This is a genomic window from Acetobacter sicerae, assembly GCF_011516765.1.
GTDB classification, from domain to species: Bacteria; Pseudomonadota; Alphaproteobacteria; order Acetobacterales; family Acetobacteraceae; genus Acetobacter; species Acetobacter sicerae.
Map to the genome: position 1 here is coordinate 99,719 of NZ_JAAABN010000005.1, position 25,816 is coordinate 125,534.

Consider the following 25,816-nt stretch of genomic DNA (forward strand, 5'->3'; position numbering starts at 1 on the left):
GGCCATGATCCGCATCCGCCATGCCGACGAAACGCCGCATGAGGCCAGTGAGATCAACGTCACGCCGTTTATCGACGTGATGCTGGTGCTGCTGGTGATCTTCATGGTGACAGCGCCGCTGACGACGGTGAATGTGCCGGTTGATCTGCCTTCCTCCACGGAAAAACCTGCGCCTCGACCGGACAATCCGGTGTTTCTCACAGTAAAGGCCGATCACGGTCTGGCTCTGGGGGAGGATGACATCTCGCCTGAAGGACTGGCCGCAGCGCTGGAAGCCGCGACCAAGGGCGACAAGGAACAGCGGATTTTCCTGAGAGCGGACAAGACCGTTGATTATGGCACCTTGATGGGCGTCATGGATAAGCTACGGTCTTCCGGATATCTCAAGGTGGCTCTTGTGAATCTTCAGGGGCAGGAGGAGGGCGCAGAGTCCACGCAGACGCCCGCAGCGATGGCGCCGGAAACGCCATGAGCGCATTCATCATCACACGCCATGACGGTCCCGGTGGGCGGCTTTCCTTTACCGAACAGGAAGATATCAGACAGCGTCTTGAGCGACGCCGTGAGAATGTACGCTGGGGCGTGTCGTTACTGGTTGTGATGGGTGTTTCGTTGGGCGTGCTCTGGGCCGTCACCCATATGCCGCGTGTGGAAATACCCGTGGACGCGCCTCCACCCGCCGCCATCGCAATTGACCTCGCACCACTGCCTGCTGCTACGCCCACACCGCAGACAGATGCGCCTCCCGGACCTCAGCAGACGCAGGCGCAGCCTGTTCCTGAACCAGAGCCTTTGCCAGAATTGACCGCGCCGCTCTCTCCTGCGCCCAACCCTCCGGTTCCCTTGCCGAAAATGGAAAAGCCGCATCCTATCAAGAAGAAGATCAAGGCGCCGACTGTTCCGCAGAAGCTGCAACCGGTCAAACTGCCGCCTGCGCTGGAAAATACGGCTCCTCCCTCCTCGGCAGCACCGCCGTCAGAAGCCGCGGCTGCGCCGACTTCCGCCGCGTCCTCATCCCGTGCATCCCATGAAAAAGTGACCTGGCAGGGCCAGGTGCTCGCTCAACTTGAGCGCTTCAAGCGCTATCCACCCGAGGCGCAGTCCAGACGGCAGGAAGGAACGCCGCTTCTGTTTTTCTCCATGGATCGCAAAGGTCATGTCCTGTCAGCACGTATCAGGAAAAGCTCTGGCTATGAACTGCTTGATCAGGAAACGCTTGCTTTGGTTCGACGTGCGGAACCTCTGCCGCCGCCGCCGGACAGTGTGCCGGGTGAACCGCTCATGCTGACGGTACCGGTGGATTTTTATGTTCATGAGTAAGCTGAAGTGGAGTGAGCTTTCTGCCTGCTGAAAGCTCGGCTCAGTTAAATGGCTTTTCGCCGGCTCATGAGTGTCGTGCCAAGCGAGGCTGTCACGATGGCGGCGATGCCAAGCCAGTCTGGAAGCGGAAGATGCTCACCGAGCAGGAGCATGCCCATGATGGCGCCAACTGCCGGTTCGCCACTGGTCAGCACGCTGAAGGTCTTTGTCGGGAGACGACGCAGCGCATACATTTCCAGTGAGTAGGGGAAGGCGCTTGAGAGAGCAGCCAGCGCCACAGCATCCCAAATGACGTGAAGGTGAAGTAACTGGCTTCCGAACCGGGTGATGCCGAAAGGCAGAATTGTCAGGGTGCCTGTAATCATTCCCAGAGTGGGCGCATACGTCCCGAAAGCAGCGCCTGCTTTTTTGCCTGCCAGAATATAGATCGCCCAGCAGACCCCTGCGCCGAGCGCAAAAAGCATGCCTGTCGGATCGACGGGATGCGGGTCATGCCGTAACGGCAGCAAAAGAAACAGACCGATGACAGCCAGTCCGGTCCACAGAAAATCGCTTTTGTTGCGGGAGAATGAAACGGCGAGCGTCAGCGGTCCCATAAATTCCACAGCAAGGGCGACGCCGAGCGGGATGCGTGAAATTGCCATATAAAACAGCAGATTCATGATCCCTAGGGACATTCCGTAAGGGAGAATGGCCGGCAGGGTGCGGAGGGGTATTCTGATCCGCCAGATCCGCATGATGATGGATAGAATGATTGAGGCGAGGCCAAGCCGCAGGACCGTCGTTGCGGAAGATCCAATCAGCGGAAACAGGGTTCTGGCAAAGGATACGCCTGTGGTGATGGAGATCATGGCGAGCACGACCGCGCCGGGAGGCAGAAGTTCGGTCTGTGTCTGACGGGAGAGCGGGGAGCGCATGATCAGTATCTTGCCGTGGTGATGAACGGCGAAGCTATGGCAATAATGGAAGGAAGCGAAAAGGTCATAACGGCGATAAATTGTGTCGTGTATTCACATGCCGGATATGCGGAACGACTGGTTCGGTCTCCGTATTCCTGAAGAGTGATCGAAGAACGTGCCTGTTGGCTGTATCAGGGAAACGATGCGGATCGTTATTCTGAAGATATGACTGCTGATAAATCCGCCTTAGGATTGTGAGGGTGGCGTGGCACGTCAGCCAGAAAGCGCCGGGAATCTGTTTACAAGATGTATTGAAAACAGAATAAAAATTTTGAGGTGCCGCCTTTTTCTGGAAAGGCGGCGTTTCTGAAGCGTGTTGAAAGAGATTGAAGAAACAATCTCTCAGACTACCTGCCCTTGCGGGGCGAAATCAGCCACGCATCAGCATAACCCGTTGTGCCGCGGAGATGTGGACGGCCGACGGCAAGATAAAGCAACGCCGAGACAACGACGACGACAAGCCCGATAAGCATTGAATAGTTGATGTACCACGCGGCGTCCGGCGTGCGGGGCCAGAGAATGTTGATGATCGCCAGAACACCGTAAATGAGAGCAGCAATATTGATGGCTGTTCCCCAGCGTCCGAGGGTGAAGTCACCACTTGGTTTCCAGCCACGAAAACGCGCATAGAGCGCTCCGGCCACGACCATCTGAAAAGCCACGTAGATGCCGACCACGGCGAAGCTGACGATGGTGGTCAGGGCGTCGGCGGCAAAGAATCCCAGCACGGCGATGGCGCTCGGCACGAGACCTGCCACGAATAGGGCTGTTGTCGGCACGTGACTGTGGGGAGAGATGCGGGACAGCGCCTTTGCTCCGGGGATCATGCGGTCACGGGAGAAGGAGTAGATCAGACGGCTCACGGCGGCCTGCAGACTGAGTACGCAGGACATGAACGAGACCATGACAATGGCCGCCACGCCTTTTGTGCCGGTGGAGCCAAAGGCGTTCAGCAGGACATCGCTCAGGGCGTTGGGTGTTTCGCCGGAAATGACGGCAGGGATATTGGGCACAGCCAGCAGCAGGGCGGCGCAGGCAAAGATGGAGGCGCCGACACCGATATAGATCGTCATGCGCATGGCTTTGGGAATCTGTTTTCCAGGGTTGGGAATTTCTTCAGCGACATCACCGCAGGCTTCGAACCCGTAGCAGGAAAACAGTCCGAGCAGGGACGCAGCGAGAAAAGCCGGAAGATAGCTGCCATTCACAGGAGCCGCATTCATCGGGTCAAGCAGTGATCCAAGCGAATTGACGCGATGGAACACCAGCAGATACCCTCCGACGAACAGGGCTCCCACCAGTTCGCATACAAATCCAAACATGGCGACCCTGGCGAGAAGTTTTGTACCTGCGAGGTTGCATGCCGTTGAAAAGATGATGAGCGCGAGGGCGATGGCTGTCGTGATGAAAGGCGTGCTGGGCGCGCCGGTCAGCAGGGCGAGGAAGGGCGCGGCGCCTGTTGCGACAGCCGCGATGGTGGTGAAAAGTGCCCAGACGTACACCCATGCGGTCACCCATGACCATTTGCGGCCGACCAGACGCCGTGCCCACGGGTAGATTCCACCGGATATCGGAAACTGTGAGACAACCTCACCAAAGATGAGAGCCACCAGAAACTGTCCTAGTCCGGCGATGACATACGACCAGATCATCGGGCTTCCGCCCGTCTGCAGGCTGCTGTCGAACAGCGTGTAAACACCGACGACAGGCGAAAGATAGGTAAAGCCGAGAGCGAAATTCTCAAGCATGGACATGGAACGGTCGAAATCGGATTTTACGCCGAGCGCCTCAAGTCGGGCGTCGTCTTCCGGTGAACTGATATGGGAATGATCCATTAAAGATTCCTTGCTGCGTGGGGTCGTGGCGTCAGGCTGGGCAGCCGACTGGACGGAGTGACTGGATATCCGGCGCGATACCCGGTGAAGTTGGGGAGCCGTCATCGAAAGCGGCGAGGTAAGCCACTGCTGTCGGCAGGAAACGGACCAGACCTTTGTAGGCTGCCAGTTCCGGAGGGAGATCACGGAGCACGCGATGAAGGCGCCGTCCCCATTTCGGTACCCGGCACAGTTCACCGAAGCTGGCGAAATAGGTGCGGATATTGAACAGAATGGCGTTGGAGCCGGGCAGGCGGTAAAGACTCTGCAATTCCACCCTCAGAAACAGGGAGTTGCCGATGTTATCCGGTGTGATCGTCGTGCGATCCGGGCCCCAGACAGGATAATTCTCCGCGGATGTGTCGAAACGGGGATTGACGGTCAGTGTCCAGTTGAGACGTCGCACGGGACGCCCGACCTGCAATTTCAGAAGATATTGCAACGCCCGATCGAAAATACCCATTTCCGTAGCGACGGTGGCCGGTCCATGCCATTCGTCAAAGGACATTCCCAGGTCAAAGGCGGGGGAATAATCGGCGGCTCCTGTAACAGTGACGCCGTCGAGGAACAGGTTGCCGTCACGCTGGTCCTGTAATGTGAAATCCCCCTGAGCCTGTCGGGTGATATACTCAAAGGGTCCACAGGGCAGGGTGGAAGCGTTCCCGAAGGTAAATGTGTCCTGCAGGCCAAGGGGGCGATTATGCCAGGTCCATTGATCTCCATCACGCGTCAAGGTGAACAGGTCCGGATAATCTTTGACCATGTCTGACATGATGAGTTCCAGCGCATCCCATTCCGCATCATGCATGTGCGGGAGGACAGTGCAACGCGATGGTTCTGCGGCAAGGAGTTCCGCACGATCCTGACATTCGGCGATGTAATGCTCGTCCACGTCAAACTGTGCGCTGAACGCTTCGGTTGGACCACCCCGAGTGTGCGGTTCGATGTTGACGGAATAGGTGTAGCTGTCCTCTGGAAAAGGAAATGGAAAACGCAGGAGAGCTGCATCACTGTTGCTGAAGTGGAACGGAACGCGGAATTTCTCGTCCCTATGAAAGCAGATTGACATGATTGTCACCTCGTCTGGTCAGGAAAGGGAGAGTCAGAGATCCAGGGTGAGACACGCACCGTGTGCACGAGAGACACAGGGCATGATCCAGCGTCCTGACGCCTTTTCATCGGCGGAGAGAAAATGGTCGCGGTGCTCCGGTGTGCCTGCCAGAACGGGTGTCCGGCACATCCCGCATGCGCCGCCACGGCAGAGGCTGGTGATGGGAACGTCGGCGGATTCCAGCGCGTCAAGAAGTGTCTGGTCTTCCGCGACCGGGATGGTTCCGCCAGTACGGGCGAGTGTCACGGTAAAGGGATTGCCCCCGCCGGCCCCGAAACTCTCCTGATGGATGCGTCGTTCCGGCCAGCCCATGGCGGTTGCTTCCGTAAGGACACGCTCCATCATCGCATTGGGGCCGCATGTGTAAATATAGGTTCCCAGCGGCTGACGCCGGAACAGCGTCTGAAAATCGAGGGCGTTCCGTCCTGCGTGCACACAGGCAACGCCTTGACCAAAGGGGGCCAGAAGAGATTCGAAAACCGGCTTTTCCTCAGGCGTGCAGAACTGATGAAACTCCAGAGTTTCGCCCCGTTCCATGCGTGCTCGGGCCAGCGCCAGAAGTGGCGTGACGCCGACACCGCCGCCAATCAGGAGTATCTTTTTTGCCGTGCTTTCCAGTGCGAGAAAGTTGGAGGGGCAGGATGCGTTCAGAATGCTGTCGACCGTCAGTTCTTTATGAACGAATGCCGAGCCGCCGCGTGACGTTGGTGAGTGGCGGACGATGATTTCGTAAAATGTCCCCCCTTTCCCTGCCTGTGTGATGGAATAGGCGTTGCGACGTGCGCCATCTTTTACTGGAAGATCCAGCACCAGATGAGATCCGGGTGTAACGGATGGGAGTTTGTTCGCATTGGCGCTTGTCAATCGGAGACGAAGGAGGGTCGGGGAAAGCAGATCTCTTTCCGCAACGCGGAGAGCAAGTGTATCCATCATGTCAGGGCCTCCACGGTGGGAAGGATGCCGGGGGTTTCCGCATCGGCCTGAACGCCGAGATAGGCGCCGTGCAAGCGGGAGAAATGATCTCGTACTTCTAATGTGGCGCCACATCCGTCACAGGTGATCAGTGTCATGCTGATGTTTCGGGTCAGCGTATGGCAATGGGCGCACATGACGGTGCGTGTCAGGGGACCGAGTTTGAAAAGGCTGTATTCATCACGGGAGAGACCAGCCTGTTCGGCGATACGGGCTGTTTTCCAGATGAAATCTTCACTTCCGGCAGCGTAGAGCCGTAACCCCATCTGTTCGTGAGCAAGACGTCCCGCAAGTGTTTCGGTCAATTGTGAAACAGACCGGAAGGAACGCAGGCCATTATGTTGTTGCGGAAGAATCGTACTGCCGCCGTGTACAACCCACACTTCATCGAATGTGTCGGGATCTGTTTCTGATCGCAGGCAGGAAGGATCGAGCGTGGGTTTGTCCGTCAATATCAATGAAAACTGCACATTCGGACTGATCCCGAACGGTAAGTAAACCGGCCGACTTTTTACTGGGGACGACGGGATCATCTGCAAGCATCTCCCAATGTTCGTGTGTGGTGAAAACGTTTCAGCAGATGCACGGGTGGGTGAATCTGCGATCGTGGTATTGCCGCGTTCAGCTTAGACAATTGTTTTGATATCGCACCAGTCTCTAATGCCAATATCGCACTATCGTCATAGTCGATGGCTCAGAGGAGAATCCTGAAAAAAGAGCCCATCAGTACGTGCTGAAATCGACATACCTCTGTGAATGGAGAGTCTGAATGGCAGATTCATCGGAAAAACATAAAATTACCGAGACTCAAAAGGAAAAGTAATAAAATAATTATTATATATCAATTTCTTATAAATGTATCGGAATATCCGATGTTTCTTATTGGCATTATATATTGGTTTGGTATCGTAACGTATGCCACGGTTCAGGAAACAGGCGGTCCGCAACGGTTCGCTGGCTTGAGGGGCGTGTATGGTACTGACCAGAATGCTGATTGGTTCCGACTTTGTTGAAGGCGCGGGAGAGAAGGAGACACTCTTTGCGCCGATGACGGGTGACGTCATCATGGAACTGGCAAGCGCATCGACGGAACAGGTTGATGCGGCTGTGCTGGCGGCTTCTGAGGCCTTTCCGGCCTGGTCGATGACGACACCGGCCGAACGCTCCATGTGTCTGCTGAAAGTGGCCGACGCCATTGAACGGGACGCAGAAACATTTGCCGAACTGGAAGCTAGGAATACAGGCAAGCCCCGTCACCTGATACTGAGTGATGAAATTCCGGCTCTCGTTGACTGTTTCCGTTTTTTCGCGTCAGCAGCAAGAAATCTGAGTGGGCCGATCGCCGGAGAGTATCTGGCGGGGTACACGTCCATGCTGCGACGTGCGCCAGTGGGCGTGGTGGCATGCATTGCGCCGTGGAATTATCCGTTGCTGATGGCGACGTGGAAACTGGCCCCGGCTCTGGCCGCGGGCAACAGTTGTGTCATCAAGCCTTCTGAAAACACGCCCTTTACAATTCTGCATCTTGGAAAGATTTTTGCAGAAATAATGCCAGCCGGTGTGGTCAATGTCGTTCTGGGAAGAGGCAATTCTGTCGGGCAGCAGCTTCTGGATCATCCGGACGTCGCCATGGTGTCGCTCACGGGGGATATTGCGACAGGAAGAAAGGTCATTGCCGCCGCCGCCCGCTCCGTGAAGCGGACACATCTGGAGTTGGGAGGAAAGGCCCCTGTCATCGTCTATGATGATGCCGATCTGGAGGCGGTTGTGCAGGGTGTGCGGACTTTTGGATATTACAACGCCGGACAGGACTGCACGGCTGCATGTCGGGTCTATGCCGACGAGAAGGTATATGACCGTCTGGTTGCCGATCTGACGGCTTCAGTCAAAAAAATCTCTTTTGGACACAGGAATGATGCAAGGAATGAGATCCCGCCTCTGATTTCCGCGCGTCAGCGTTCCCGTGTCGCCGCTTTTGTCGAGCGTGCGGCGGAACTTCCTCATGTCGAAATCACAACCGGTGGAGATATGGCTGAAGGCAGAGGGTATTTTTACAAACCCACAGTGATCGCTGGCGCGCTTCCCGGAGATGAAATTGTGGAGCGGGAAGTTTTCGGTCCGGTTGTATCCGTGACACGCTGCCGGGATATGGATGCAGTCATCCGGAATGTGAACAACTCGCCTTATGGACTGGCTTCTTCCGTCTGGACCGGAAACATCAGTCGCGGCATGGAGGCTGCGTCACGCCTTCGGTACGGGTGCACGTGGGTCAATACACATTTCATGCTGGTCAATGAAATGCCGCATGGTGGATTCCGGAATTCCGGTTACGGTAAGGACATGAGTCTCGGATCGATCGAAGACTACACGGTGTCCCGGCATGTCATGGTAAAATGGAACTGACAATAATGACGGATGAGTCTTCCCTGCATGCGCCTGCGGTCAGCCTGACCGCCCTGACCAAATCCTACGGTCACGGCAAGCCGGTTCTGAAAGGCATTGATCTGACCATTCAGCGCGGCGAGTTCTTTACCATGCTGGGTCCGTCCGGCTCCGGAAAGACCACCACCCTGCGTCTGATCGGTGGATTTGAGTTGCCGGATTCCGGAGAGGTTTTTCTCAACGGCGTCAAGGTTACAAGACTTCCTCCATACAGGCGTGATGTCAACACGATGTTTCAGGACTATGCGTTGTTTCCGCATATGAGTCTTCAGGACAATGTCGCCTACGGCATGAAGATCAGAGGCGTGGATAAAGCCGAGCGGACCGAGCGCGCCACGAAAGCGCTCGCCATGGTGCATCTGGAAGCTGTGGGAGATCGTCGTCCTTCCCAGCTTTCAGGTGGCCAGAGGCAGCGTGTGGCGCTGGCGCGCGCTCTGGTGAATGAACCTTCCCTGATTCTGCTTGATGAACCATTGGGCGCTCTGGATCTGAAACTGCGTCGGGAGATGCAGGTGGAACTGAAGAAGATCCAGAAACAGACCGGAATAACCTTTGTTTATGTCACGCATGATCAGGAAGAGGCGCTGAGCATGAGTGATCGCATTGCCGTGTTTTCGGAGGGTGTGATTGAACAGATCGGGACGCCGGAAGAGCTGTACGAGCGGCCTGCGAGCGGTTTTGTCGCCCGTTTTATCGGATCATCCAATATCCTGAATGAAAGTGGAGGTGAGATTCTGCTGCGGCCGGAAGATATCCGGCTGGAAACGCAGGATTATGCGCTGACATCGGATGAGGCCGGTTTGTCGGGTCTTGTTCAGGAGATTTCCTACCTCGGCCCGGTCACACGTTGCCGTGTGGCTACGACCGACGGTGACAGGAGTGTCACCGCCATGGTGCCGTCGCGTCAGGCGCGTGGGTTGGACGAGAATATGGCCGTTCGGGCTGTATGGTCGAAAGAGTCTGCCTATCCTCTTTCATCGTAAAGGGATTTTCGGAATGTCTTGTGTTTTCAGGAAGAAAGGATGACGACCATGAAGGGTTTCAGTGCACTGCTTCTGGCTACCTGTTGCACCGCGATGATGGCGCAGGCGTATGCGGCGGATCTTCCGACCTCTGTCGGTAAAGGCGAAGGCGACCTGAACGTCGTTGCCTGGGAGGGTTACGCCGACGACGCCTGGGTCAAACCGTTTGAAGAACAGACCGGATGCAAGGTCCATCGCAAGTATGTCGGTTCGTCCGACGAGATGGTGGCGCTGACCCGTATGGGTGGCGGCAAGGGGTTTGATGTTGTTTCGGCGTCCGGCGACGCAGCGCTTCGGTTGATCTTCGGCAAGAACGTGCAGCCTGTGAACATAAGCCTGATTCCGGCCTATGCCGATCTCATGCCGGAACTCAAGGAGCCGTCCTTCAACACGGTGAAGGGCGTTCATTACGGCATTTCCTATGAGTGGGGACCAAATGTCCTCATGTGGAACACGAAAACGATCACGACAGCTCCGACAAGCTGGTCTGTCATTTACGATAAGGCGCATACGGGCGTTATCACGGTTCCGGACAACCCGATCCAGATTGCGGATGCGGCGCTGTATCTGTCGCACACAAAGCCTGAACTTGGCATCACAGACCCTTATGAGCTGACGCAGACGCAGATGGATGCGGTGGTGGCGTTGCTGAAAGAGCAGCGGCCGCTCGTCAAGAAATACTGGGCGCTGGCGTCAGACGAAGTTGACCTCTTCAAGAGTGGAGATGCGCAGGTCGGTGCGGCGTGGCCGTATCAGGCCAACACGCTGCGGGCGGCGAACGTGCCTGTGCAGGACACCATTCCAACTGAAGGGGCCACGGGTTGGGCGGATACGTGGATGATCAGCACCCACGCGGAACATCCGAACTGTGCCTATCTGTGGATCAATCATGTGATGACGCCGAAAGTTCAGGCGCAGCAGGCGCTGTCTTTTGGTGAGACGCCTGCGAATACCAAGGCCTGTGCGGAGATGGACGCGACCCAGCCGGGTTCGTGCAAACAGTATCATGCTGATGCATCGGCGGCCTATTTCTCGACGATCAAGTTCTGGAAAACACCTGTCAAACAGTGTGGAAATGGTCAGAGTAACTGTCTTGATTATGCCGCCTGGCAGCGTGCATGGCAGCAGGTCAAACAGTAATGACAGACCGCCGGAAGCTTCTGGGGCATCTGGCCCTGCTGCTACCCCCGTTCGGGTGGCTGACGGTCTTCTATCTTGGCAGTCTGTTTGCCCTGCTGCTTTCGGCTTTCTGGCAGGTCGATTCAATGTCCGGCGAGATACTCCACGAGTGGACGCTGGACAATTTCCGTATCCTCGCCACGGATAGTACCTACCGTGTTATTGCGGAGAGGACGATCGGTATTGCGGTGCTGGTCACGATTACGGATATCATCCTTGCGTGGCCGCTGGCCTATGTCATCGCCCGCAAGGTTGGGCCGCGTATGAAGCTGGTTCTGCTCGTGCTGGTGGCGCTTCCACTCTGGTCGAGCATGCTGGCGCGGATTTATTCCTGGCGGCTGATTCTGGGCCATGACGGCGTGCTGAACTGGTTTCTGCGAACGGCAGGATTGCCGGAGCAGTCATTCGCTTTCACGAATGTCGCTTTATGGATCGTGTTCACCTATCTGTGGCTGCCTTTCATGCTGATGCCTCTTGTTTCAGCTCTGGAACGGATTCCGGCCTCTCTTCCTGACGCGGCTGGGGATATGGGCGCTACACCGTTCCAGACATTCCGGACCGTGATCTTTCCACTCGCCATTCCGGGCATGGCGGCGGGGTCGGTTTTTACCTTTGCCGTCACACTGGGCGAGTATGTCACGCCGATGCTGGTGGGGGGCGCGGGGTCCGAGTTTATCGGCAACGTGGTCTATTCGAATGTAGGCGTGTCCGGAAATATTCCGTTTGCAGCCGCCTATTCCATGATCCTTCTCGTGGTGGTCGGCGCCTACATGTTGCTTGCCCGGCGGTTCGGAGCGTTTGACGGAGCATGAGTGGTTCGATGCGTAATCTTGCTCTCTGGGGCGCAGCATCAGCGGTGCTTGCGTTTCTACTGCTGCCGCTGTTGATCGTGCTGGTGTTCGCGTTCGATGCGTCATCCGTGCAGGTCTGGCCAATCCATTCCTTTTCTCTGAAATGGTTTTACGCCACCTGGGCGGATGAGGAAGTGAGGAGTGCGCTGCTTGTCTCTCTGGAGGTGGCCGGTTTGGCGACACTGCTTGCATCCGTGCTCGGGACACTGGCGGCAGTGGGGATGAATGGTCTTTCTTCCCGTGCGGTTCAGGTGGGATCATTCTTTCTCACGCTTCCCATTGCGTTGCCAGGTGTGCTGACCGGCATTGCGATGAACAGTTTTTTCACCGCGCTGGAGATTCCCTTCACGATGGTGACGCTGGTGATTGCGCACACAACGTTCTGCACTGTGGTGATTTACAGCAATGTCATGGCGCGGCTACGGCGGCTTCCCCGCTCGCTGCTTGAAGCGGCGCAGGATATGGGTGCGACGCCTTTTCGGGGTTTTGCCAGTATCACTCTGCCTCTTTTGAGCGGATCGATTGTATCGGGAATGCTTCTGGCGTTTGCACTGTCTTTCGATGAAGTGATCGTGTCCACCTTCACATCCGGTTCCGAAACAACCTTGCCGTTGTGGATCTTCGGCGCCATTCGTCTGGGGCAGCACATGCCGGAGGTGAATGTTGTGGTATTTGCTGTTGTGGCGGTGACATTGCTGCCGATCATCCTTGGTCAGAAGCTGGCCGCGTCCGCATCCAGAGAGTAGGTCGTATGAAGGAATGTATGCTGGCGCCGGAGTTGACAGGGTCCTGTTATGAAACTCGCGATGTTCTGCTGAATGCGTCGGGTGACAAGTGAGACTCTCCGGAAAACATCGGGAGCAGTGGTGTGAGTCCTCGTCGGTCTCGCTCTGCATCCGTGAGGAAAACTGTCCGTTATGGCGCTGACATTACGCCAGCTTCGATATTTTGCGTCTGTTGCGGAGGTCGGCTCGATCTCCGGTGCTGCAATGGTTCTGTTGGTTTCCCAGTCAACGGTGACGGAAGCCCTGCGTGATCTTGAAGCCGAGATGGGGTTCCGGCTTCTTGACCGTCATGCGCGCGGTGTTGTTCTGACCCGTCGTGGACAGCAGTTTTTCCAACGTGTGCAGCGTATTCTTGATGGCGTCGCCGATGCGCAGAGCATGAAGGACGAGGATGAAGAGGCGCTTGTCGGCACGCTTACTCTCGGCGTGACGCAGGTTGTGGCGGGGTATGTCCTGCCCGATCTTCTGACACGATTCCGGCGCGCTTTTCCAAAGGTGGATGTAATACTGATAGAGGAGCAGTCCGATTATCTCGATCACATGCTGGTAAGCGGGGAACTTGATCTTGCCGTGATGCTGCGTCTCGGCAGTTCGGTTCCCAGCGCCTGTGGTGCGCATGTGATGGGGGTTTCTCCTCATCATGTCTGGTTGTCTCATGGACATCCTCTTGCGCAGGAAAAGCAGGTGAGCCTGAAGCAGTTGGATCAGGAGCCTTTCATAACGCTTGCTGCCGATATTCTTGAAAGCAGAATGACGGCGGTCTGTGAGAAGTTTGCTTTTCAGCCCGTGTCCTATTTCCGGTCGACATCCATTGAAGCCATACGAAGTCTGGTGGCTGCCGGGCATGGTATCGCCCTGTTGCCGCAACTGATCTATCGGCCATGGTCGCTTGAAGGTGAAAAGATAGAATCCCGGCCGGTGCAGGAGGAACTTCCGACTGCGGATCTGCTGGTGATGTGGCGACGTGGTCTGCCACTGGCCGCTCCGGCGCAGTATTTCATGGACATGGCGTTGCAGCGGACGGATCGTGTTGCAGGCTGGTAAATGGGAGGTATGCAGTGAAATACTTTTCTTCTTTGACGGGTAGAAGAGTATTGGAAGTGGGATTATGTGGAGTGCGGCGTGTGCAGTGCGCTCCGGTTGTGTCACAGCACTTGTCCGGATGCTTTGGATTTTGATGTCAGGCCGAGCCAGCCGGGCAGTTTTTGGATAGGGAAAGAAACGTGAGTACAGGCAAGAGCAATAAGGATCTGTCGGCTCGTCGTGCAGCCGCCGTTCCTGTTGGTGTGGGATCGGCCACCGCTATTTACGCGGATCGCGCTCAGGGGGCTGAACTGTGGGATGTCGAAGGACGTCGCTACGTTGACTTTGCAGCAGGTATCGCTGTGGTCAATGTTGGTCATCGTCATCCGGCTGTCATTCAGGCTGTGCAGGAACAGCTCGAACATTTCAGCCATACGGGCTTCCAGGTTGCTCCGTATGAAAACTATATTGCCCTTGCAGAACGTCTGAACGCTGCCGCACCATTCGATGGACCGGCGAAAAGCATTTTCTTCACGACCGGCGCAGAAGCGACCGAGAATGCCGTGAAGATCGCGCGTGCTGCGACAGGCCGGTCAGGTGTTATTGCGTTTACCGGTGGTTTCCATGGCCGCACACTGCTTGCGTCTGCCATGACCGGCAAGGTGAATCCTTACAAGACACAGTTCGGCACCATGCCGGGTGATGTCTTCCATGCGCCGTTCCCGGCTCGTGGTGTATCGGTTGCAGACAGCCTTAACGCGCTGGATCTGATGTTTGCCGCGGACATTGATCCATCCCGCGTGGCTGCGATCATCATCGAGCCGGTGCAGGGTGAAGGCGGCTTCCGGGTGAGCCCGAAGGAACTGCTGGAAGGCCTGCGCGAGCGTTGCACGAAGCACGGCATTCTGCTGATTGCAGACGAGGTTCAGACCGGTTTTGCCCGCACAGGCAAGCTGTTCGGCATCCAGCATTCGGGCGTCAAGCCTGACCTGATCTCGGTCGCCAAGGCTCTTGGTGGCGGATTCCCGTTGTCCGGCGTCGTGGGTCGTGCAGAAATCATGGATGCTGTCCGTCCCGGCGGTCTTGGTGGCACGTATGGTGGTTCTCCGCTCGCCTGTGCCGCAGGTCTCGCGGTTCTGGATGTTATCGAAAAGGAAAAACTCTGTGCCCGTGCAGAGCATATCGGCGCGACGATCAGCAAGCGTATTGCGGGCTGGGCTGAGCGAAGTGACCTGACGCCTGTCGGCAAGGCTCATGGTCTTGGCGCGATGGTCGGTTTCGATGTGCTTGACGCACACGGTTCTGACGAGGTGAAAGCCGGTGGAGCGGGCCAGATCTGTGCGCGTGCGACAGAAGCTGGTCTGATCGTGCTGTCCTGTGGCGTTCTGGGTGAGACGGTTCGTCTCCTGCCGCCTCTGACCATCAGTGACGAACTGCTGAACGAGGGGCTGGATCTTCTTGAGAAGGTTCTCGCGGTCTGAAATCAGCGTTCAGTTTTCTGAAGTAAAGAAAAAGGTGTTCCATGTGAGTGGAGCACCTTTTTTATGATGGTCGGTTTGTATGGAAACAGAACGACATTCTCTGTTGTCTGTTTCTGAAAATCAGAGAAAATTCCGTTACTCAATAGTAAGTGTATGTTCTTTCATTGTGTGTTGTCATGCTGCCGAGAATGGCGCTTGAGACAACAGAGGCAAAAATAGCCTGTCCGGTTTCAAGGAGTTGGCTGCCATCAGTCGTCGTGTACCAGTTCCGGTTGGATTCCAGAAGAACGGCAAGATCGGTTCCTGGATCCACAACAACCAGCTTGTCGTCGTCCGGGTTTGAAAGTCTGTAATTGGTGATGGCATTTGTAAAAAGTTGTGGCCATGTCGCGCTGTAAGTCGAGGCATAGCGGAAGCCAAACGGCATGATGGCGAACAGCCATGCGTCAGGTGCTGCAGTTCGGTGAGCGATGAGACACTGTGTCATTGCGGCCTGCGCATCAGACTGGTTGGCGTAAGCCAGAGCATCACGGGACAGGAGATTGAAGGCAATCCATGTCGGCGGTGTTCCAATATCACCGTAGGAGCTGAGAAGGCCGTCGCTATCAAGGGCGGAAATGCCGGAATCAACGAGATTCCAACGACTTTTTGTGTCGCTATATCCACCTCCGAGTCCATTGCTTGATCCCGTTACCGAGTAAAACGCCGGAACGTCTTTCGTGCTGTCGCCAGCAGTGATGTAGCCTGAGCCGGTGCAGGCCGATATGCAGGTCCGATAGCCTGCTGCTTCCATGCCGCGTAACAGGAAATATGCATAGGATGAAAGCACATTATCGCTACCGGCATCAGCCGATGTGCCCTCCGTCGTATCATCTCCCACCAGCTTGCCCCATGGTCGCGTTGCGACGATATATGCGCCCGAGGAGGCCGGATCTATTGTCATGCCGCTGATGGTGAGACAGTTGCTGCCTTTGTTCCAGCGGTCTGCATTTGGTGTTCGTGTCAGAAAGGCTTCCAGCCTGTTGACCTGTCCCGGCAGAATATTGGAAAGCGTGAGATCGGTTTTTGCGGCAATATCTCTGGTGGCGACACCATTAAGAAAATACGTGATATATGCACTGGTATTTGCGGGTCCAAGATGTATGGTGGCTGTAGGAGTTGCCGAAGCCAGCCATGAAACCTGAAACCATGCTCCCGGATTCCAGGTGCTGCGCCAGAGGGTGCCGTCACGTCCTTCATCGCCGGTCCAGTTTCCGGGAGAGAAGAGAAACGCTGAAGAGTCGACTGTGAGCGTATAGGCGGCGCTGAACGCCATGGCGGTGACGGTGAACGCGGCCGGGTTACTCAGTGCTGCTGAGTTGGTAACGGTAAAATTGCCAGTTCCCGCAACGAAAGGAGTGAATGTGAAAGTTAAAGGCGCTGTCGATCCTGCGGGAATAGTGCTGGTCTGCGGCGAGAATGTTCCTGCCAGTGTGCAACTGGGGACGACAGTAACTGCTTTTGTGTTGGCTGTGCCGCTTCCCGGAGTGATTGTGTAGGTGGCGGCTGAACCTACGGTCAGCGCTTGTGGTCCTGCCAGAGAGTATTGGGTAAAAGGTGCCTGTGTGGAAGCAACTGTTATAAACAGGTCACCCGGATCAGTCAGAGCGCCATTGCTGTTCGTGCTGAGCGTCCCCACACCGCTTGCCGTCGGGGTGAAGGTAAATGTGACCGCGCTGGTGGAGCCTGCTGGCAGAGAGATGACTGCAGGTGAAAAAGTGCCTGCCAGTGTGCAGAGCGGTGTGATTGTAATGGTCTGTGTCGAGGCGGATCCGGCGCCGGGTGTGATGGTGTAGGTGGACGCAACGCCAGCGGTCAGGCTGGAAGCGCCTGTCAGCGTGTAGGTTGTGAAGGTATTGGAGAGAGCGATCGAGAAGACGGAAAGAGCGATGGGATCAGTCAGGCCAGCAGAGTTTGTCGTGCTCAGGGTTCCCGAGCCTGCTTCGGTCGGTGTGAACGTGAACGTCACAGTGCTGGTGGAACCGACAGGCAGGGTAACGGTTGCGGGAGTAAAGATGCCGGACAGTGTGCATGTCGGGGTGACGACCAGGGGTGCCGACAATGTCGTGCCTGCTGTCGGCGTCACGCTGAATATGGCTTTTGAACCCACGGACAGGGATGCTGGTCCTGTTAACGTATAGGCGGGCGTGATCAGGGGAATGACCGTGGAGGTATCGCTCATATATCAGTGCTCTTTATTGTCGTCTTGATTGCAATTCATGCGCTTGCAGAAAGGTTTTTTAAAAATATATTTCTGAGAAAATGATTTTGAGGAGCCGGAGAATGACACTCTGATGCTCTTTGGTTTTTTGTATAAAACTACAGACTGAATTGATCAGGATGCTTACGTTTGAGCGCGACCGGGGTAACATGTCGTCTCAGTGCATAGGGCATGATCGCCCGGTCAGAATGTTCCAGATTCATGAAGCAATATCCCTCGATCACGCATGCCTTTATCGCTGCTTAACCGTCCCCGGAGGCGGGTGCATCATTCCCATGTAAGAAAATATGGAAGAATACAGGTTTTTATCCTGAGAGAATTGTCTTGAAGTCCTGTAAGCCGGACAGCCCAAATCAAAAGAGATGCAGGGCGGTGGCTTGTCTGTCCCGCTCTGCAAAACACAAAGTTATTTCAACCGATAATGATATCAGAATCCGTAAGCGACTCCGGAATGAAGAGTCACGCCATTGGTCCAGCTGCTGGGTTCGAACGCATAGAAACCATTATGCTGATTGATGAGCTGACTGCGGCCAAAAGAGTAATACGTGTATTGCACGCCTCCGATCACGTGAAGCGACCGGGCAATGCGATAGTCGAAATCGAGAGCCGCCGTCCATTCCGGACGGGGACGAAGATGGAAGGTGCCCCTTGCGTTTGCTGCGTCCATGCGTGAGCCTAGCAGCTCCGTCCATGCGAGCCGCCCCCTGAGGACGAACGCATCGGTAATGGCGTAATCGAGACGTACCTGGATGCCGGCGAGAAAACCGCCATAGGCTTCCGAGCTTTTCGGGACACCGCCGGATGACTGGATGTCCCGGTTCCATGACCAGTACCCACCGACGATCGTGGGGGTGATCATGAAGCGATCATTGACCATCAGGCCCTTGCCGATTTCAATCCGGCTGTCGGTAGTCATGCGGTGTGAGGTGCTGTTGAGCGGCCAGACATCGCCGAGACGATTATAGGCTGATCCCTTGTAGGACACATCGCCGTCACCAAGCGCGAAGTGGGCGGCGACGAAAACATGGTCGATCTCGTACGTATCGAACATGTCGGCCACATCAAGCTGGAAACCCGGAACCCAGCCGGTCTCCCGGTCATATCCGGTACTGGCGCCCTGCCAGGGGAGCTTCTCCTTGTAGTTGCTCCATGCGCCTGTCACGGAAAGCCCGATTTCCCGATTGACCTGCACGACAGCCGGAATATGTGAAGCCACCCCGAAAAAGTTACCGGAATGATAGGATTGCTGTTCGTCGGGTACGGAGCGCTGACGGGGAGGATGCTGCTGGCCCTCTTCCGGCTCAAAACGATGTGTCGGCATGCGGTACTGCGTCAGAGGCGACGTATCGACCACACCCTCGTCACCGGGGTCCATGTTCATGGTCATCAGCATCCGGGAGAGCGTCTGGTGGCGCAGTTCGGAATCCCGTCGTGAATCCAGATAGGACGCGCTGTGCTCGGGAGCGAACTGGGCATGAGCCTGCCGGGTTGAAGACAGAGCCGCCATGGAAAGGCCCAGACACAGGAGAATCTTGCGCAAAGGCGCCTCGCTCGGATGAGAAACAGTACCTGCTGTTTCTCCTAAGGCGAGACGGTTAACTACTCCTTACGAACGTCTTCTATTCAGCGCTCCATCCGTCTTTTTTCAATACAACTCCGGCCAGATACAGACTGCCACAGATCAGGACGCGAGCAGCCTTTCCCTCTCTGTCAGACAGATTCGCCAGAGCTGTGGCAATGTCAGGGCCGGACTGCGCTCTTCCATGAGAGGCCTCCACGATGGCTTCTACAGGCAGCGCCAGATGCTGGTCCGGTTCCGCAACGGCGTGGACGGAGGTTGCGTGATCGAGAAGAGGTCCAAGAAAGCCTGAAGCATCCTTGGTCTGCTTCATGCCAACCAGAATATGCAGCGGGCGGTCAGACCATTGCTCCAGCACAGGCACCAGCGCTTCGCCCGCGCCGGGATTGTGACCACCATCCAGCCACAGTTCCCACCCGGCCGGGAGCTGGGCCGCGAGCGTGCCTTCGAGTTTCTGAAGCCGGGCGGGCCAGCGCGTGTGAGCGATTCCCGCCCAGGCCGAATCGGGCACGACAAGCCCGCTGGCGCGAAGGGCGGCGACGGCGAGCCCGGCATTGTCGTCCTGATGGGCGCCAGTCAGGGCAGGGAGCGGCAGTGTCAGAGTCCCGGCTGCGTCCCTGTAAAGCAGGGATGTCCCATCCGCGCTCCGGGTGAGTTCCCAGTCATGGTCGCGGAGCCGAAGAGGCGCGTCTTTGGCGTCAGCTTCCACTTCCAGAACGTCCCGCACCGCCTGAGGCTGACGCCCGGTGACAACTGGCACGCCCGGCTTGATGATGCCGGCTTTTTCATTCGCGATGGCTGCAAGAGTGCTGCCAAGGAAGGCCTCATGGTCCATCGAGATGGCCGTGATGGCGCAGGCGGCGGGGCGTGGCAGAACATTTGTCGCGTCAAAGCGGCCACCCAGCCCGACCTCGATGATGGCCAGCTCGGCAGGATGGCGTGAGAACAGCAGGAATCCGGCGGCTGTCAGCACTTCAAACACGGTGATCGGTTCGCCGCCGTTCACGCGCTCGATTTCTTCCAGTGTGGCGACCAGCTCCTCTTCACTGACCAGTCGGCCCGCGACACGGAAGCGTTCCGTCACGTCCACCAGATGCGGTGAGCTCATGACATGCACACGCCAGCCCGCCGCCTCGCCGATGGCGCGGAGATTGGCGCAGGTGCTGCCCTTGCCGTTGGTTCCGGCGACATGGATGATGGGAGGAAGATGCTGTTCGGGATGACCGAGCTTGGCCAGCAGGACTTCAAGACGCCCCAGAGACAGGTCGATCAGAGCCGGATAGAGGCGATTCAGCCGTTCGAGAACGGTCCCGGTCCGGCCCGTGAATTCCGCTCCGAGAGCTGGTTTGCGGGGGGAAGACGTGTCAGTCATGCTGTTTCACTCCGGGGCATGCGCCGGGAGGGGCGAGGGCCGCCATGTCAGAGCAGATCAGGGTGAGTCACATGCGCCTCACCCCGTGAAGAGGCCGGTTTCCGCTTAGCTGACGGGAAGCGGATTGTCTTCGGAGCCCGGCTCTTCCGGATCAGGCAGGGTTTCCGTGAACACGTCTCCCGGAGGGGCTGCGGTCAGCAGACCGATCACGCGGCCAAGGGTCTCACGCAGATTCTTGCGCTCGACGACCATGTCCAGCATGCCGTGCTCAAGCAGATACTCGGAACGCTGGAAGCCTTCCGGCAGCTTCTCGCGGACCGTGTCCTCGATCACGCGCGGTCCGGCGAAGCCGATCAGGGCCTTCGGCTCGGCAATCTGCACGTCGCCCAGCATGGCGAAGGACGCGGAGACGCCGCCCGTGGTCGGGTTGGTCAGCACAACAATGTAGGGCAGCCCCGCATCCTTGAGCATCTGCACGGCGACCGTCGTGCGCGGCATCTGCATCAGGCTGATCAGGCCTTCCTGCATGCGCGCGCCTCCGGAGGCGGTGAAGATGACCAGAGGGGACCGCTGGAGAATGGCCAGACGGGCGGCGGCGACAAACGCCTCACCCAGAGCCGAACCCATCGTGCCCGCCATGAATTCGTACGCCATGACCGCCACGACCGCCGGATAGCCGGTGATCTTGCCGTGTGCGACCGCCAGCGACTCATCAAGGCCGGTCTTGGCGCGGGCGTCTTTCAGGCGGTCCGTGTAACGCTTCTGGTCACGGAAGCCGAGCGGATCGACAGCGACCTTGGGCAGTTCGATGCGCGTATAGCTGCCAGCGTCGAACGTCCATTCAAGGCGCTCGGCAACCGGAACCTTCATGTGAAAACCGCAGTGCGGGCAGACATTCAGGGTGCGCTGCAGCTCCTTCACCAGAACCATCTGGTGGCAGGACGTGCAGTTGGTCCAGAGATTGTCCGGAACGTCGCGCTTGAGCAGTCCCCGAATCTTGGGGCGGACATATTTGGTCAGCCAGCTCATGCCTCAACTCCGCACAGAAAAAACAAAACGGTCAGCCGCCATCCCATGACCTCAGGGGCGGTTGCAAAGGGGGACTGAATAGCTTTCCTGCGGCGCTCTGCCAAGTATGGGAACGTTTTCTCTGAACAGGAGCCCCTGGGGCGGTCTTGCTGGCCGGACACTTTGAAGACAGGCTTTCATGGATCAGGCCCTGTGGGTCAGGAGTGACCGGTGAGACTGCGCCTGCTCACACAAGAAGCTGTTTGGCCTGTGTCGGTTGCTCCGACTATAGAATGGTCTTCTGATACATTCCGGATTGCGTGAGGGCACCCATGCGGGACTTCCACTCCCTTTATCGGCACGGCTTCGCCCGTGTTGCGGCCTGCACCCTGCCGGTGGGGCTTGCCGATCCACGCCTGAACGCCGCCCGCATCGTTGAATGTGTGTCGGCCTGCTCCGAACAGGGAGCGGTGCTGACCGTGTTCCCCGAACTGGGCCTTTCCGGTTACGCCATTGACGATCTCCGGCAGCAGGATGTGCTGCTGGACGCCGTTGAGGAAGCGGTGGGAGAGATCGCCCGCGCTACCGCTACGTTTCTTCCCCTTATTCTGATCGGTGCGCCGCTGCGGCATCATGGCGCGCTCTATAACTGCGCCATTGCCATTCATCATGGCGAGATTCTGGGTGTCGTGCCCAAGTCCTACCTTCCGAATTATCGCGAGTTCTATGAAGCCCGGCAGTTCACACCGGGCGCAGGCGTTGTGGGAGACATGATTCACATAACGGGAGGAGAGGCGCCGTTCGGCACGGACCTTCTGTTCGAGGCGCGTGACATTCCCGGTTTCTGCGTCGGTGTGGAAATCTGCGAGGATCTGTGGGTGCCGCTGCCGCCCAGCACCCGTGCGGCGCTGGCCGGGGCCAGCGTGATCGCCAATCTTTCGGCCAGCGACATCACGGTCGGCAAGGCGGAGGTGCGGGATATGCTCTGCCGCTCCCAGTCCGATCGCTGCCATGCCGCCTATCTCTATGCCGCTGCGGGGGAAGGGGAATCCACCACCGACGTGGCATGGGATGGTCAGGTCTCCATCTTCGAGAATGGCCACCTGCTGAAAGCCAGTGACCGCTTCCCGAATGGCGCGCGGCATGTGCTGGCTGACATCGACCTCGATCTGCTGCGTCAGGAACGGATGCGGATGACCTCTTTCGCGACGAATGCGTCGGTTGAGGATGGTGGCGGGGTATGGCGGCGGATCGTCAGGAGATTTGGCCCTCCGGCGTCTGATCTGGGGCTGATCCGTGATGTGCCGCGCTTTCCGTTCGTTCCGGCGGATCCGGCGCGACTGGCGCAGGACTGCTACGAAGCCTGCACCATTCAGGTGTCCGCCCTGCGGACACGCCTCGCGGCCATGGGGGCGCGGAAGATGGTGATCGGTGTCTCGGGTGGGCTCGATTCGACGCAGGCCCTGCTGATCGCCGTTCGTGCCGCGGATGAACTGGGACTGAAAAGGAATGCGGTTCTCGCCTTCACCATGCCCGGTTTCGGCACCAGTGATGCGACGAAGCGCAACGCCCATGCCCTGATGCTGGCGCTGGGTGTGACTGCTGATGAAATCGACATCCGTCCCGCAGCGGAACTGATGCTCAAGCAGATTGACCATCCTTACGGGCGGGGCGAGCCGGTCTATGACATCACGTTCGAGAACGTGCAGGCGGGGTTGCGGACCGATTTCCTGTTCCGTCTGGCCAACCAGCGTGGTGGCATCGTGCTGGGCACAGGCGACCTTTCGGAGCTGGCGCTGGGCTGGTGCACCTATGGCGTGGGTGACCAGATGGCGCATTACAACGTCAATGCGGGGCTGCCCAAAACACTGATCCAGCACCTGATCCGGTGGTTCATGTCATCCGGCCAGTTCAGTCCGGATACCGTGGAAATCCTGAAGTCCATCCTTGCGACGGAGATCTCACCGGAACTGGTGCCGCCTGACGTGGACGGGGCGGTGCAGAGCACGGAGGCCACCATCGGTCCCTATGCGCTACATGATTTCTCGCTGTTTCACGTCCTGCGCTACGGTTTCCGACCGTCCAAGATCGCGTTCCTTGCGTGGCATGCGTGGAACGAAGTGGATAGCGGAGCGTGGCCGCCCGGCTTCCCCGAGGATGAGCGCGTGGCTTATGACCTGCCGACCATCAGGCACTGGCTCGCTGTGTTTCTGAGGCGCTTCTTTACGAGCAGTCAGTTCAAGCGTTCTGCCATGCCGAATGGTCCCAAGGTGGTGGCGGGCGGCTCTCTGTCTCCCCGTGGCGACTGGCGTGCGCCCTCTGACGGGAACGCGCGGGTCTGGCTGGAAGAGCTGGAGAAGAACGTGCCGCAGGCGTAGCCCCAGCATCCCGATAACTGGTTTCCAAAGATGGCCCTTTGGATGGGATGAGGGGCAAGGCCCCTGAATTGCCCCCTTCAGTCCACCAGCCCGTGGAGGCGCACAATCCGGCAGGCGTCTCCCTGTTTCGCTTCCGGCGCGAAGCGTTCCCGCATCAGCAGCGCGTCGCAGTCGGCCAGCGGGGCCATCATGGAGGAGTCCTGCCGCGAAAAGGGTTTCGCCCAGAGAACGCCGTTTTCGTCCCGGCTCAGCGTAGCGCGGAGATAATCGAAACGCTGGTCGTTAGCGGGCAGATCAGTGGTCAGACGGGCGGGCTCGGTGCCGTCGTTTTTCGTGATCTCGCCGGACATGGCTCGGAGGGCAGGAAGCACGAACACGAAGCTGCACACGAAGGCCGCGACCGGATTGCCGGGCAGCCCGATGACGGGTGTTCCGTTCATCTGACCGAACATCAGCGGCTTGCCGGGGCGCATGGCGATCTTCCAGAAATCCGTGACCAGTCCCGTCTCGCCGAGGGCTTTCTTGACGAGGTCATAGTCTCCGACACTGGCGCCACCGATGGTCAGCAACAGATCGACCGTCTCCAGATGCCGGGTGCTGCCTGTCAGCGAATCGACCGTGTCCCGGGCGACGGGCAGGATGATCGGCTCGGCTCCAGCCTTGCGCAGCAGGGCAGCGAGCATGAAGGCGGCTGAGCCGACGATGGAGCCGGGCGGTACGGCGTCACCGGGCAGAACGATCTCGTCGCCTGTGCTGAGAATGGCGACCCGGGGACGCCGGCGGACCGTAACCCAGGGACAGTTGGCCGACGCCGCGACGCCGATGTCGCGGGCCGACAGTCTCTTGCCCGCAGGAACAATGGTCTGGCCTTCCGAGAAATCCAGTCCTTTGCGGCGGATGAAACGTCCGCCGGTGACTGGCTCCGTCACCGTGATGTGATCGCCTTCGCGGGTGGTGTTTTCCTGAATCAGGATCGCGTCCGCGCCTGCGGGGACCAGACTGCCCGTGAAAATTCGCAGACAGGTGCCGGGTGTGATCGTTCTGTCGCTCGGATGACCGGCGGGAATATCCCCGATGACATGAAGCTTCGCGCCTTCCGCCGTGTCGGCCGCCCTGACGGCGTATCCATCCATGGAAGAGACATCCGCCGGTGGGTTGAACAGGCGCGCCGTGACCGGCGCGGCGCTGACGCGACCGCAGGCCTCGGTCAGCGACACGGTCTCTGTACCGAGCAGCGGTAGGGCGGCAAGGATGCGGTGAAGGGCTTCTGAGACCTCGATCATGGGCTTTTTCCAAACTTTTTGAGGCTTCCGGGGCGTCTGGGGCGCATGAATGCTTGACCTGAGGCCCTCGGATGCGCAATTTGCGCCGAACTTGAACCACGGCCGCGATCAGGGGTGCAAATCCGGACCTGCGGTCAGGCACGATTCCGAGGATCTTATGGCAAAGTCCAACGTCATCCAGATCCGGCTCGTCTCCTCCGCAGACACCGGATATTTCTACGTCACCAAGAAGAACGCGCGCGCCCAGACCGGCAAGCTCGAGCTGAAGAAGTACGACCCTGTCGCTCGCAAGCACGTCGTCTTCCGTGAAGCGAAAATCAAATAAGGTCTGCGCCTTAAAACGCAGTCCATATGAAAAGCGCCATTCCTCCGGGAACGGCGCTTTTTCTTTGGAGTGTCGGGATGGATTGATGGGGCTTTGTCTCGAACCCCACAAAGGGACGCAGTCCCTTTGATCCAGTTTGGTTTTTGATAACTTATTGAAATAAAAGTTTTATGCCGCCTTTTCAAAAAGGCGGCGTTCCCGGAATTATTTTTAGAACAGCTGCGCGTGCTTGTCGTAAGGCACGACGATATCGTTGGGGTTGGCCAGATTGAGCATCGCACGGGCGCGCTCATCCAGAATATCTGCGTTCAATGCGCCTTCGCTCAGACCCGCTACACGACGCCGCCAGGCCGCCTGCTCCGTGACGGCGTTGGCCTGGGACTCGTGGGCCTCATCAAGCAGGTGAAGCTGCTCGTGATAGGATTTCAGGCCATGCGCGCCTTGCGTGGCCTGCCAGCAGAAATAACCGGTGAGAGCGAGAAAGACGGAGGGAGGGAGGACCGCGTTTACGGCGCGACGAATTATCCGGCCTAGCTGCATACGAATCGGGACCTCCGGGAGAATCGAACCAAGGGTTTCAAGCCTGTCCCAT

At 57.7% G+C, this 25,816-nt stretch carries 22 protein-coding genes; 11 read left to right on the top strand and 11 right to left on the bottom strand.

Annotated elements, in window-relative coordinates; genetic code table 11:
• Nucleotides 1-4: 4 nt before the first annotated feature.
• Nucleotides 5-472: a TonB system transport protein ExbD gene (exbD, locus tag GVI59_RS07395; RefSeq protein WP_173573649.1), complete on the top strand. Its 468-nt coding sequence runs from the start codon at nucleotides 5-7 to the stop codon at nucleotides 470-472.
• Nucleotides 469-1,320, top strand: a complete 852-nt coding sequence (locus tag GVI59_RS07400) for an energy transducer TonB (protein WP_173573650.1) — start codon at nucleotides 469-471, stop codon at nucleotides 1,318-1,320. Before exbD ends, GVI59_RS07400 begins: the two co-directional genes overlap by 4 nt.
• 44 nt (nucleotides 1,321-1,364) lie before the next feature.
• Here the strand turns inward: GVI59_RS07400 and GVI59_RS07405 are convergent, their stop codons facing one another.
• The 5 genes from GVI59_RS07405 to GVI59_RS07425 all read right to left on the bottom strand — a co-directional run bounded on the left by GVI59_RS07405 (nucleotide 1,365) and on the right by GVI59_RS07425 (nucleotide 6,706).
• On the bottom strand, nucleotides 1,365-2,237 hold the full coding sequence (locus GVI59_RS07405) for an EamA family transporter (protein ID WP_173573651.1): 873 nt from the start codon (nucleotides 2,235-2,237) through the stop codon (nucleotides 1,365-1,367).
• Between the two features lie 389 nt (nucleotides 2,238-2,626).
• On the bottom strand, nucleotides 2,627-4,114 hold the full coding sequence (locus tag GVI59_RS07410) for an APC family permease (protein WP_173573652.1): 1,488 nt from the start codon (nucleotides 4,112-4,114) through the stop codon (nucleotides 2,627-2,629).
• A gap of 31 nt (nucleotides 4,115-4,145) precedes the next feature.
• Nucleotides 4,146-5,222 (bottom strand): heme-dependent oxidative N-demethylase family protein, encoded by a 1,077-nt coding sequence (locus GVI59_RS07415; protein ID WP_173573653.1) that lies wholly within the window; start codon nucleotides 5,220-5,222, stop codon nucleotides 4,146-4,148.
• 33 nt (nucleotides 5,223-5,255) lie between these two features.
• Nucleotides 5,256-6,197 carry a PDR/VanB family oxidoreductase gene (locus tag GVI59_RS07420; RefSeq protein ID WP_173573654.1) on the bottom strand — a complete coding sequence of 314 codons (942 nt, stop codon included), beginning with the start codon at nucleotides 6,195-6,197 and terminating at the stop codon, nucleotides 5,256-5,258.
• Nucleotides 6,194-6,706, bottom strand: coding sequence for a dimethylamine monooxygenase subunit DmmA family protein (locus GVI59_RS07425; protein WP_173573655.1), 513 nt, complete (start codon nucleotides 6,704-6,706; stop codon nucleotides 6,194-6,196). The genes GVI59_RS07420 and GVI59_RS07425 overlap by 4 nt, the downstream gene beginning before the upstream one ends.
• A 502-nt stretch (nucleotides 6,707-7,208) precedes the next feature.
• On the opposite strand from GVI59_RS07425, the gene GVI59_RS07430 reads away from it, so the two are divergent.
• From GVI59_RS07430 to gabT, 7 genes are all read left to right on the top strand, one after another.
• Nucleotides 7,209-8,639, top strand: coding sequence for a gamma-aminobutyraldehyde dehydrogenase (locus tag GVI59_RS07430; protein ID WP_173573656.1), 1,431 nt, complete (start codon nucleotides 7,209-7,211; stop codon nucleotides 8,637-8,639).
• A gap of 5 nt (nucleotides 8,640-8,644) precedes the next feature.
• Nucleotides 8,645-9,661 (top strand): ABC transporter ATP-binding protein, encoded by a 1,017-nt coding sequence (locus tag GVI59_RS07435; RefSeq protein WP_173573657.1) that lies wholly within the window; start codon nucleotides 8,645-8,647, stop codon nucleotides 9,659-9,661.
• Between the two features lie 48 nt (nucleotides 9,662-9,709).
• A complete protein-coding gene (locus GVI59_RS07440) occupies nucleotides 9,710-10,840 on the top strand; it encodes an ABC transporter substrate-binding protein (protein WP_173573658.1) in 1,131 nt (376 codons plus the stop codon).
• Nucleotides 10,840-11,691, top strand: a complete 852-nt coding sequence (locus GVI59_RS07445; protein WP_173573659.1) for an ABC transporter permease — start codon at nucleotides 10,840-10,842, stop codon at nucleotides 11,689-11,691. The genes GVI59_RS07440 and GVI59_RS07445 overlap by 1 nt, the downstream gene beginning before the upstream one ends.
• Nucleotides 11,688-12,476 (top strand): ABC transporter permease, encoded by a 789-nt coding sequence (locus GVI59_RS07450; RefSeq protein ID WP_173573660.1) that lies wholly within the window; start codon nucleotides 11,688-11,690, stop codon nucleotides 12,474-12,476. Before GVI59_RS07445 ends, GVI59_RS07450 begins: the two co-directional genes overlap by 4 nt.
• A 171-nt stretch (nucleotides 12,477-12,647) precedes the next feature.
• Entirely contained in the window at nucleotides 12,648-13,559 is a 912-nt protein-coding gene (locus GVI59_RS07455; RefSeq protein ID WP_173573661.1) for a LysR family transcriptional regulator, read from the top strand.
• Between the two features lie 179 nt (nucleotides 13,560-13,738).
• On the top strand, nucleotides 13,739-15,019 hold the full coding sequence (gene gabT / locus GVI59_RS07460; RefSeq protein WP_173573662.1) for a 4-aminobutyrate--2-oxoglutarate transaminase: 1,281 nt from the start codon (nucleotides 13,739-13,741) through the stop codon (nucleotides 15,017-15,019).
• A gap of 139 nt (nucleotides 15,020-15,158) precedes the next feature.
• Here the strand turns inward: gabT and GVI59_RS07465 are convergent, their stop codons facing one another.
• The 4 genes from GVI59_RS07465 to accD form a co-directional block, all read right to left on the bottom strand.
• Entirely contained in the window at nucleotides 15,159-17,240 is a 2,082-nt protein-coding gene (locus GVI59_RS07465) for a hypothetical protein (RefSeq protein WP_173573663.1), read from the bottom strand.
• A gap of 466 nt (nucleotides 17,241-17,706) precedes the next feature.
• Entirely contained in the window at nucleotides 17,707-18,819 is a 1,113-nt protein-coding gene (locus tag GVI59_RS07470; RefSeq protein WP_242013004.1) for a hypothetical protein, read from the bottom strand.
• A gap of 79 nt (nucleotides 18,820-18,898) precedes the next feature.
• Entirely contained in the window at nucleotides 18,899-20,230 is a 1,332-nt protein-coding gene (locus GVI59_RS07475) for a bifunctional folylpolyglutamate synthase/dihydrofolate synthase (RefSeq protein ID WP_173573664.1), read from the bottom strand.
• Between the two features lie 105 nt (nucleotides 20,231-20,335).
• Nucleotides 20,336-21,259: an acetyl-CoA carboxylase, carboxyltransferase subunit beta gene (accD, locus tag GVI59_RS07480; protein ID WP_173573665.1), complete on the bottom strand. Its 924-nt coding sequence runs from the start codon at nucleotides 21,257-21,259 to the stop codon at nucleotides 20,336-20,338.
• A 311-nt stretch (nucleotides 21,260-21,570) separates the two neighbouring features.
• Here accD and GVI59_RS07485 point away from each other — a divergent pair, with 311 nt between their 5' ends.
• A complete protein-coding gene (locus tag GVI59_RS07485; protein WP_173573666.1) occupies nucleotides 21,571-23,616 on the top strand; it encodes an NAD(+) synthase in 2,046 nt (681 codons plus the stop codon).
• 77 nt (nucleotides 23,617-23,693) lie between these two features.
• Here GVI59_RS07485 and GVI59_RS07490 read toward each other — a convergent pair whose 3' ends face one another.
• Nucleotides 23,694-24,899 (bottom strand): molybdopterin molybdotransferase MoeA, encoded by a 1,206-nt coding sequence (locus tag GVI59_RS07490; RefSeq protein ID WP_173573667.1) that lies wholly within the window; start codon nucleotides 24,897-24,899, stop codon nucleotides 23,694-23,696.
• A gap of 157 nt (nucleotides 24,900-25,056) precedes the next feature.
• On the opposite strand from GVI59_RS07490, the gene rpmG reads away from it, so the two are divergent.
• Nucleotides 25,057-25,224, top strand: coding sequence for a 50S ribosomal protein L33 (gene rpmG, locus GVI59_RS07495; RefSeq protein ID WP_010668957.1), 168 nt, complete (start codon nucleotides 25,057-25,059; stop codon nucleotides 25,222-25,224).
• Between the two features lie 210 nt (nucleotides 25,225-25,434).
• On the opposite strand, the gene GVI59_RS07500 is transcribed toward rpmG, so the two are convergent.
• Nucleotides 25,435-25,764 (bottom strand): FtsB family cell division protein, encoded by a 330-nt coding sequence (locus GVI59_RS07500; RefSeq protein ID WP_018308182.1) that lies wholly within the window; start codon nucleotides 25,762-25,764, stop codon nucleotides 25,435-25,437.
• Nucleotides 25,765-25,816: the final 52 nt, after the last annotated feature.

Excerpts from the sequence above, each read along its gene's own strand:
- GVI59_RS07485 (WP_173573666.1), top strand. The coding sequence starts at position 21,571 with ATGCGGGACTTCCACTCCCTTTATCGGCACGGCTTCGCCCGTGTTGCG.
- GVI59_RS07435 (WP_173573657.1), top strand. The coding sequence starts at position 8,645 with ATGACGGATGAGTCTTCCCTGCATGCGCCTGCGGTCAGCCTGACCGCC.
- GVI59_RS07405 (WP_173573651.1), bottom strand. The coding sequence starts at position 2,237 with ATGCGCTCCCCGCTCTCCCGTCAGACACAGACCGAACTTCTGCCTCCC.
- GVI59_RS07420 (WP_173573654.1), bottom strand. The coding sequence starts at position 6,197 with ATGATGGATACACTTGCTCTCCGCGTTGCGGAAAGAGATCTGCTTTCC.
- GVI59_RS07415 (WP_173573653.1), bottom strand. The coding sequence starts at position 5,222 with ATGTCAATCTGCTTTCATAGGGACGAGAAATTCCGCGTTCCGTTCCAC.
- GVI59_RS07445 (WP_173573659.1), top strand. The coding sequence starts at position 10,840 with ATGACAGACCGCCGGAAGCTTCTGGGGCATCTGGCCCTGCTGCTACCC.
- GVI59_RS07450 (WP_173573660.1), top strand. The coding sequence starts at position 11,688 with ATGAGTGGTTCGATGCGTAATCTTGCTCTCTGGGGCGCAGCATCAGCG.
- GVI59_RS07490 (WP_173573667.1), bottom strand. The coding sequence starts at position 24,899 with ATGATCGAGGTCTCAGAAGCCCTTCACCGCATCCTTGCCGCCCTACCG.
- GVI59_RS07440 (WP_173573658.1), top strand. The coding sequence starts at position 9,710 with ATGAAGGGTTTCAGTGCACTGCTTCTGGCTACCTGTTGCACCGCGATG.
- exbD (WP_173573649.1), top strand. The coding sequence starts at position 5 with ATGATCCGCATCCGCCATGCCGACGAAACGCCGCATGAGGCCAGTGAG.
- rpmG (WP_010668957.1), top strand. The coding sequence starts at position 25,057 with ATGGCAAAGTCCAACGTCATCCAGATCCGGCTCGTCTCCTCCGCAGAC.
- accD (WP_173573665.1), bottom strand. The coding sequence starts at position 21,259 with ATGAGCTGGCTGACCAAATATGTCCGCCCCAAGATTCGGGGACTGCTC.
- GVI59_RS07475 (WP_173573664.1), bottom strand. The coding sequence starts at position 20,230 with ATGACTGACACGTCTTCCCCCCGCAAACCAGCTCTCGGAGCGGAATTC.
- GVI59_RS07430 (WP_173573656.1), top strand. The coding sequence starts at position 7,209 with ATGGTACTGACCAGAATGCTGATTGGTTCCGACTTTGTTGAAGGCGCG.
- GVI59_RS07410 (WP_173573652.1), bottom strand. The coding sequence starts at position 4,114 with ATGGATCATTCCCATATCAGTTCACCGGAAGACGACGCCCGACTTGAG.
- GVI59_RS07455 (WP_173573661.1), top strand. The coding sequence starts at position 12,648 with ATGGCGCTGACATTACGCCAGCTTCGATATTTTGCGTCTGTTGCGGAG.
- GVI59_RS07500 (WP_018308182.1), bottom strand. The coding sequence starts at position 25,764 with ATGCAGCTAGGCCGGATAATTCGTCGCGCCGTAAACGCGGTCCTCCCT.
- GVI59_RS07400 (WP_173573650.1), top strand. The coding sequence starts at position 469 with ATGAGCGCATTCATCATCACACGCCATGACGGTCCCGGTGGGCGGCTT.
- GVI59_RS07465 (WP_173573663.1), bottom strand. The coding sequence starts at position 17,240 with ATGAGCGATACCTCCACGGTCATTCCCCTGATCACGCCCGCCTATACG.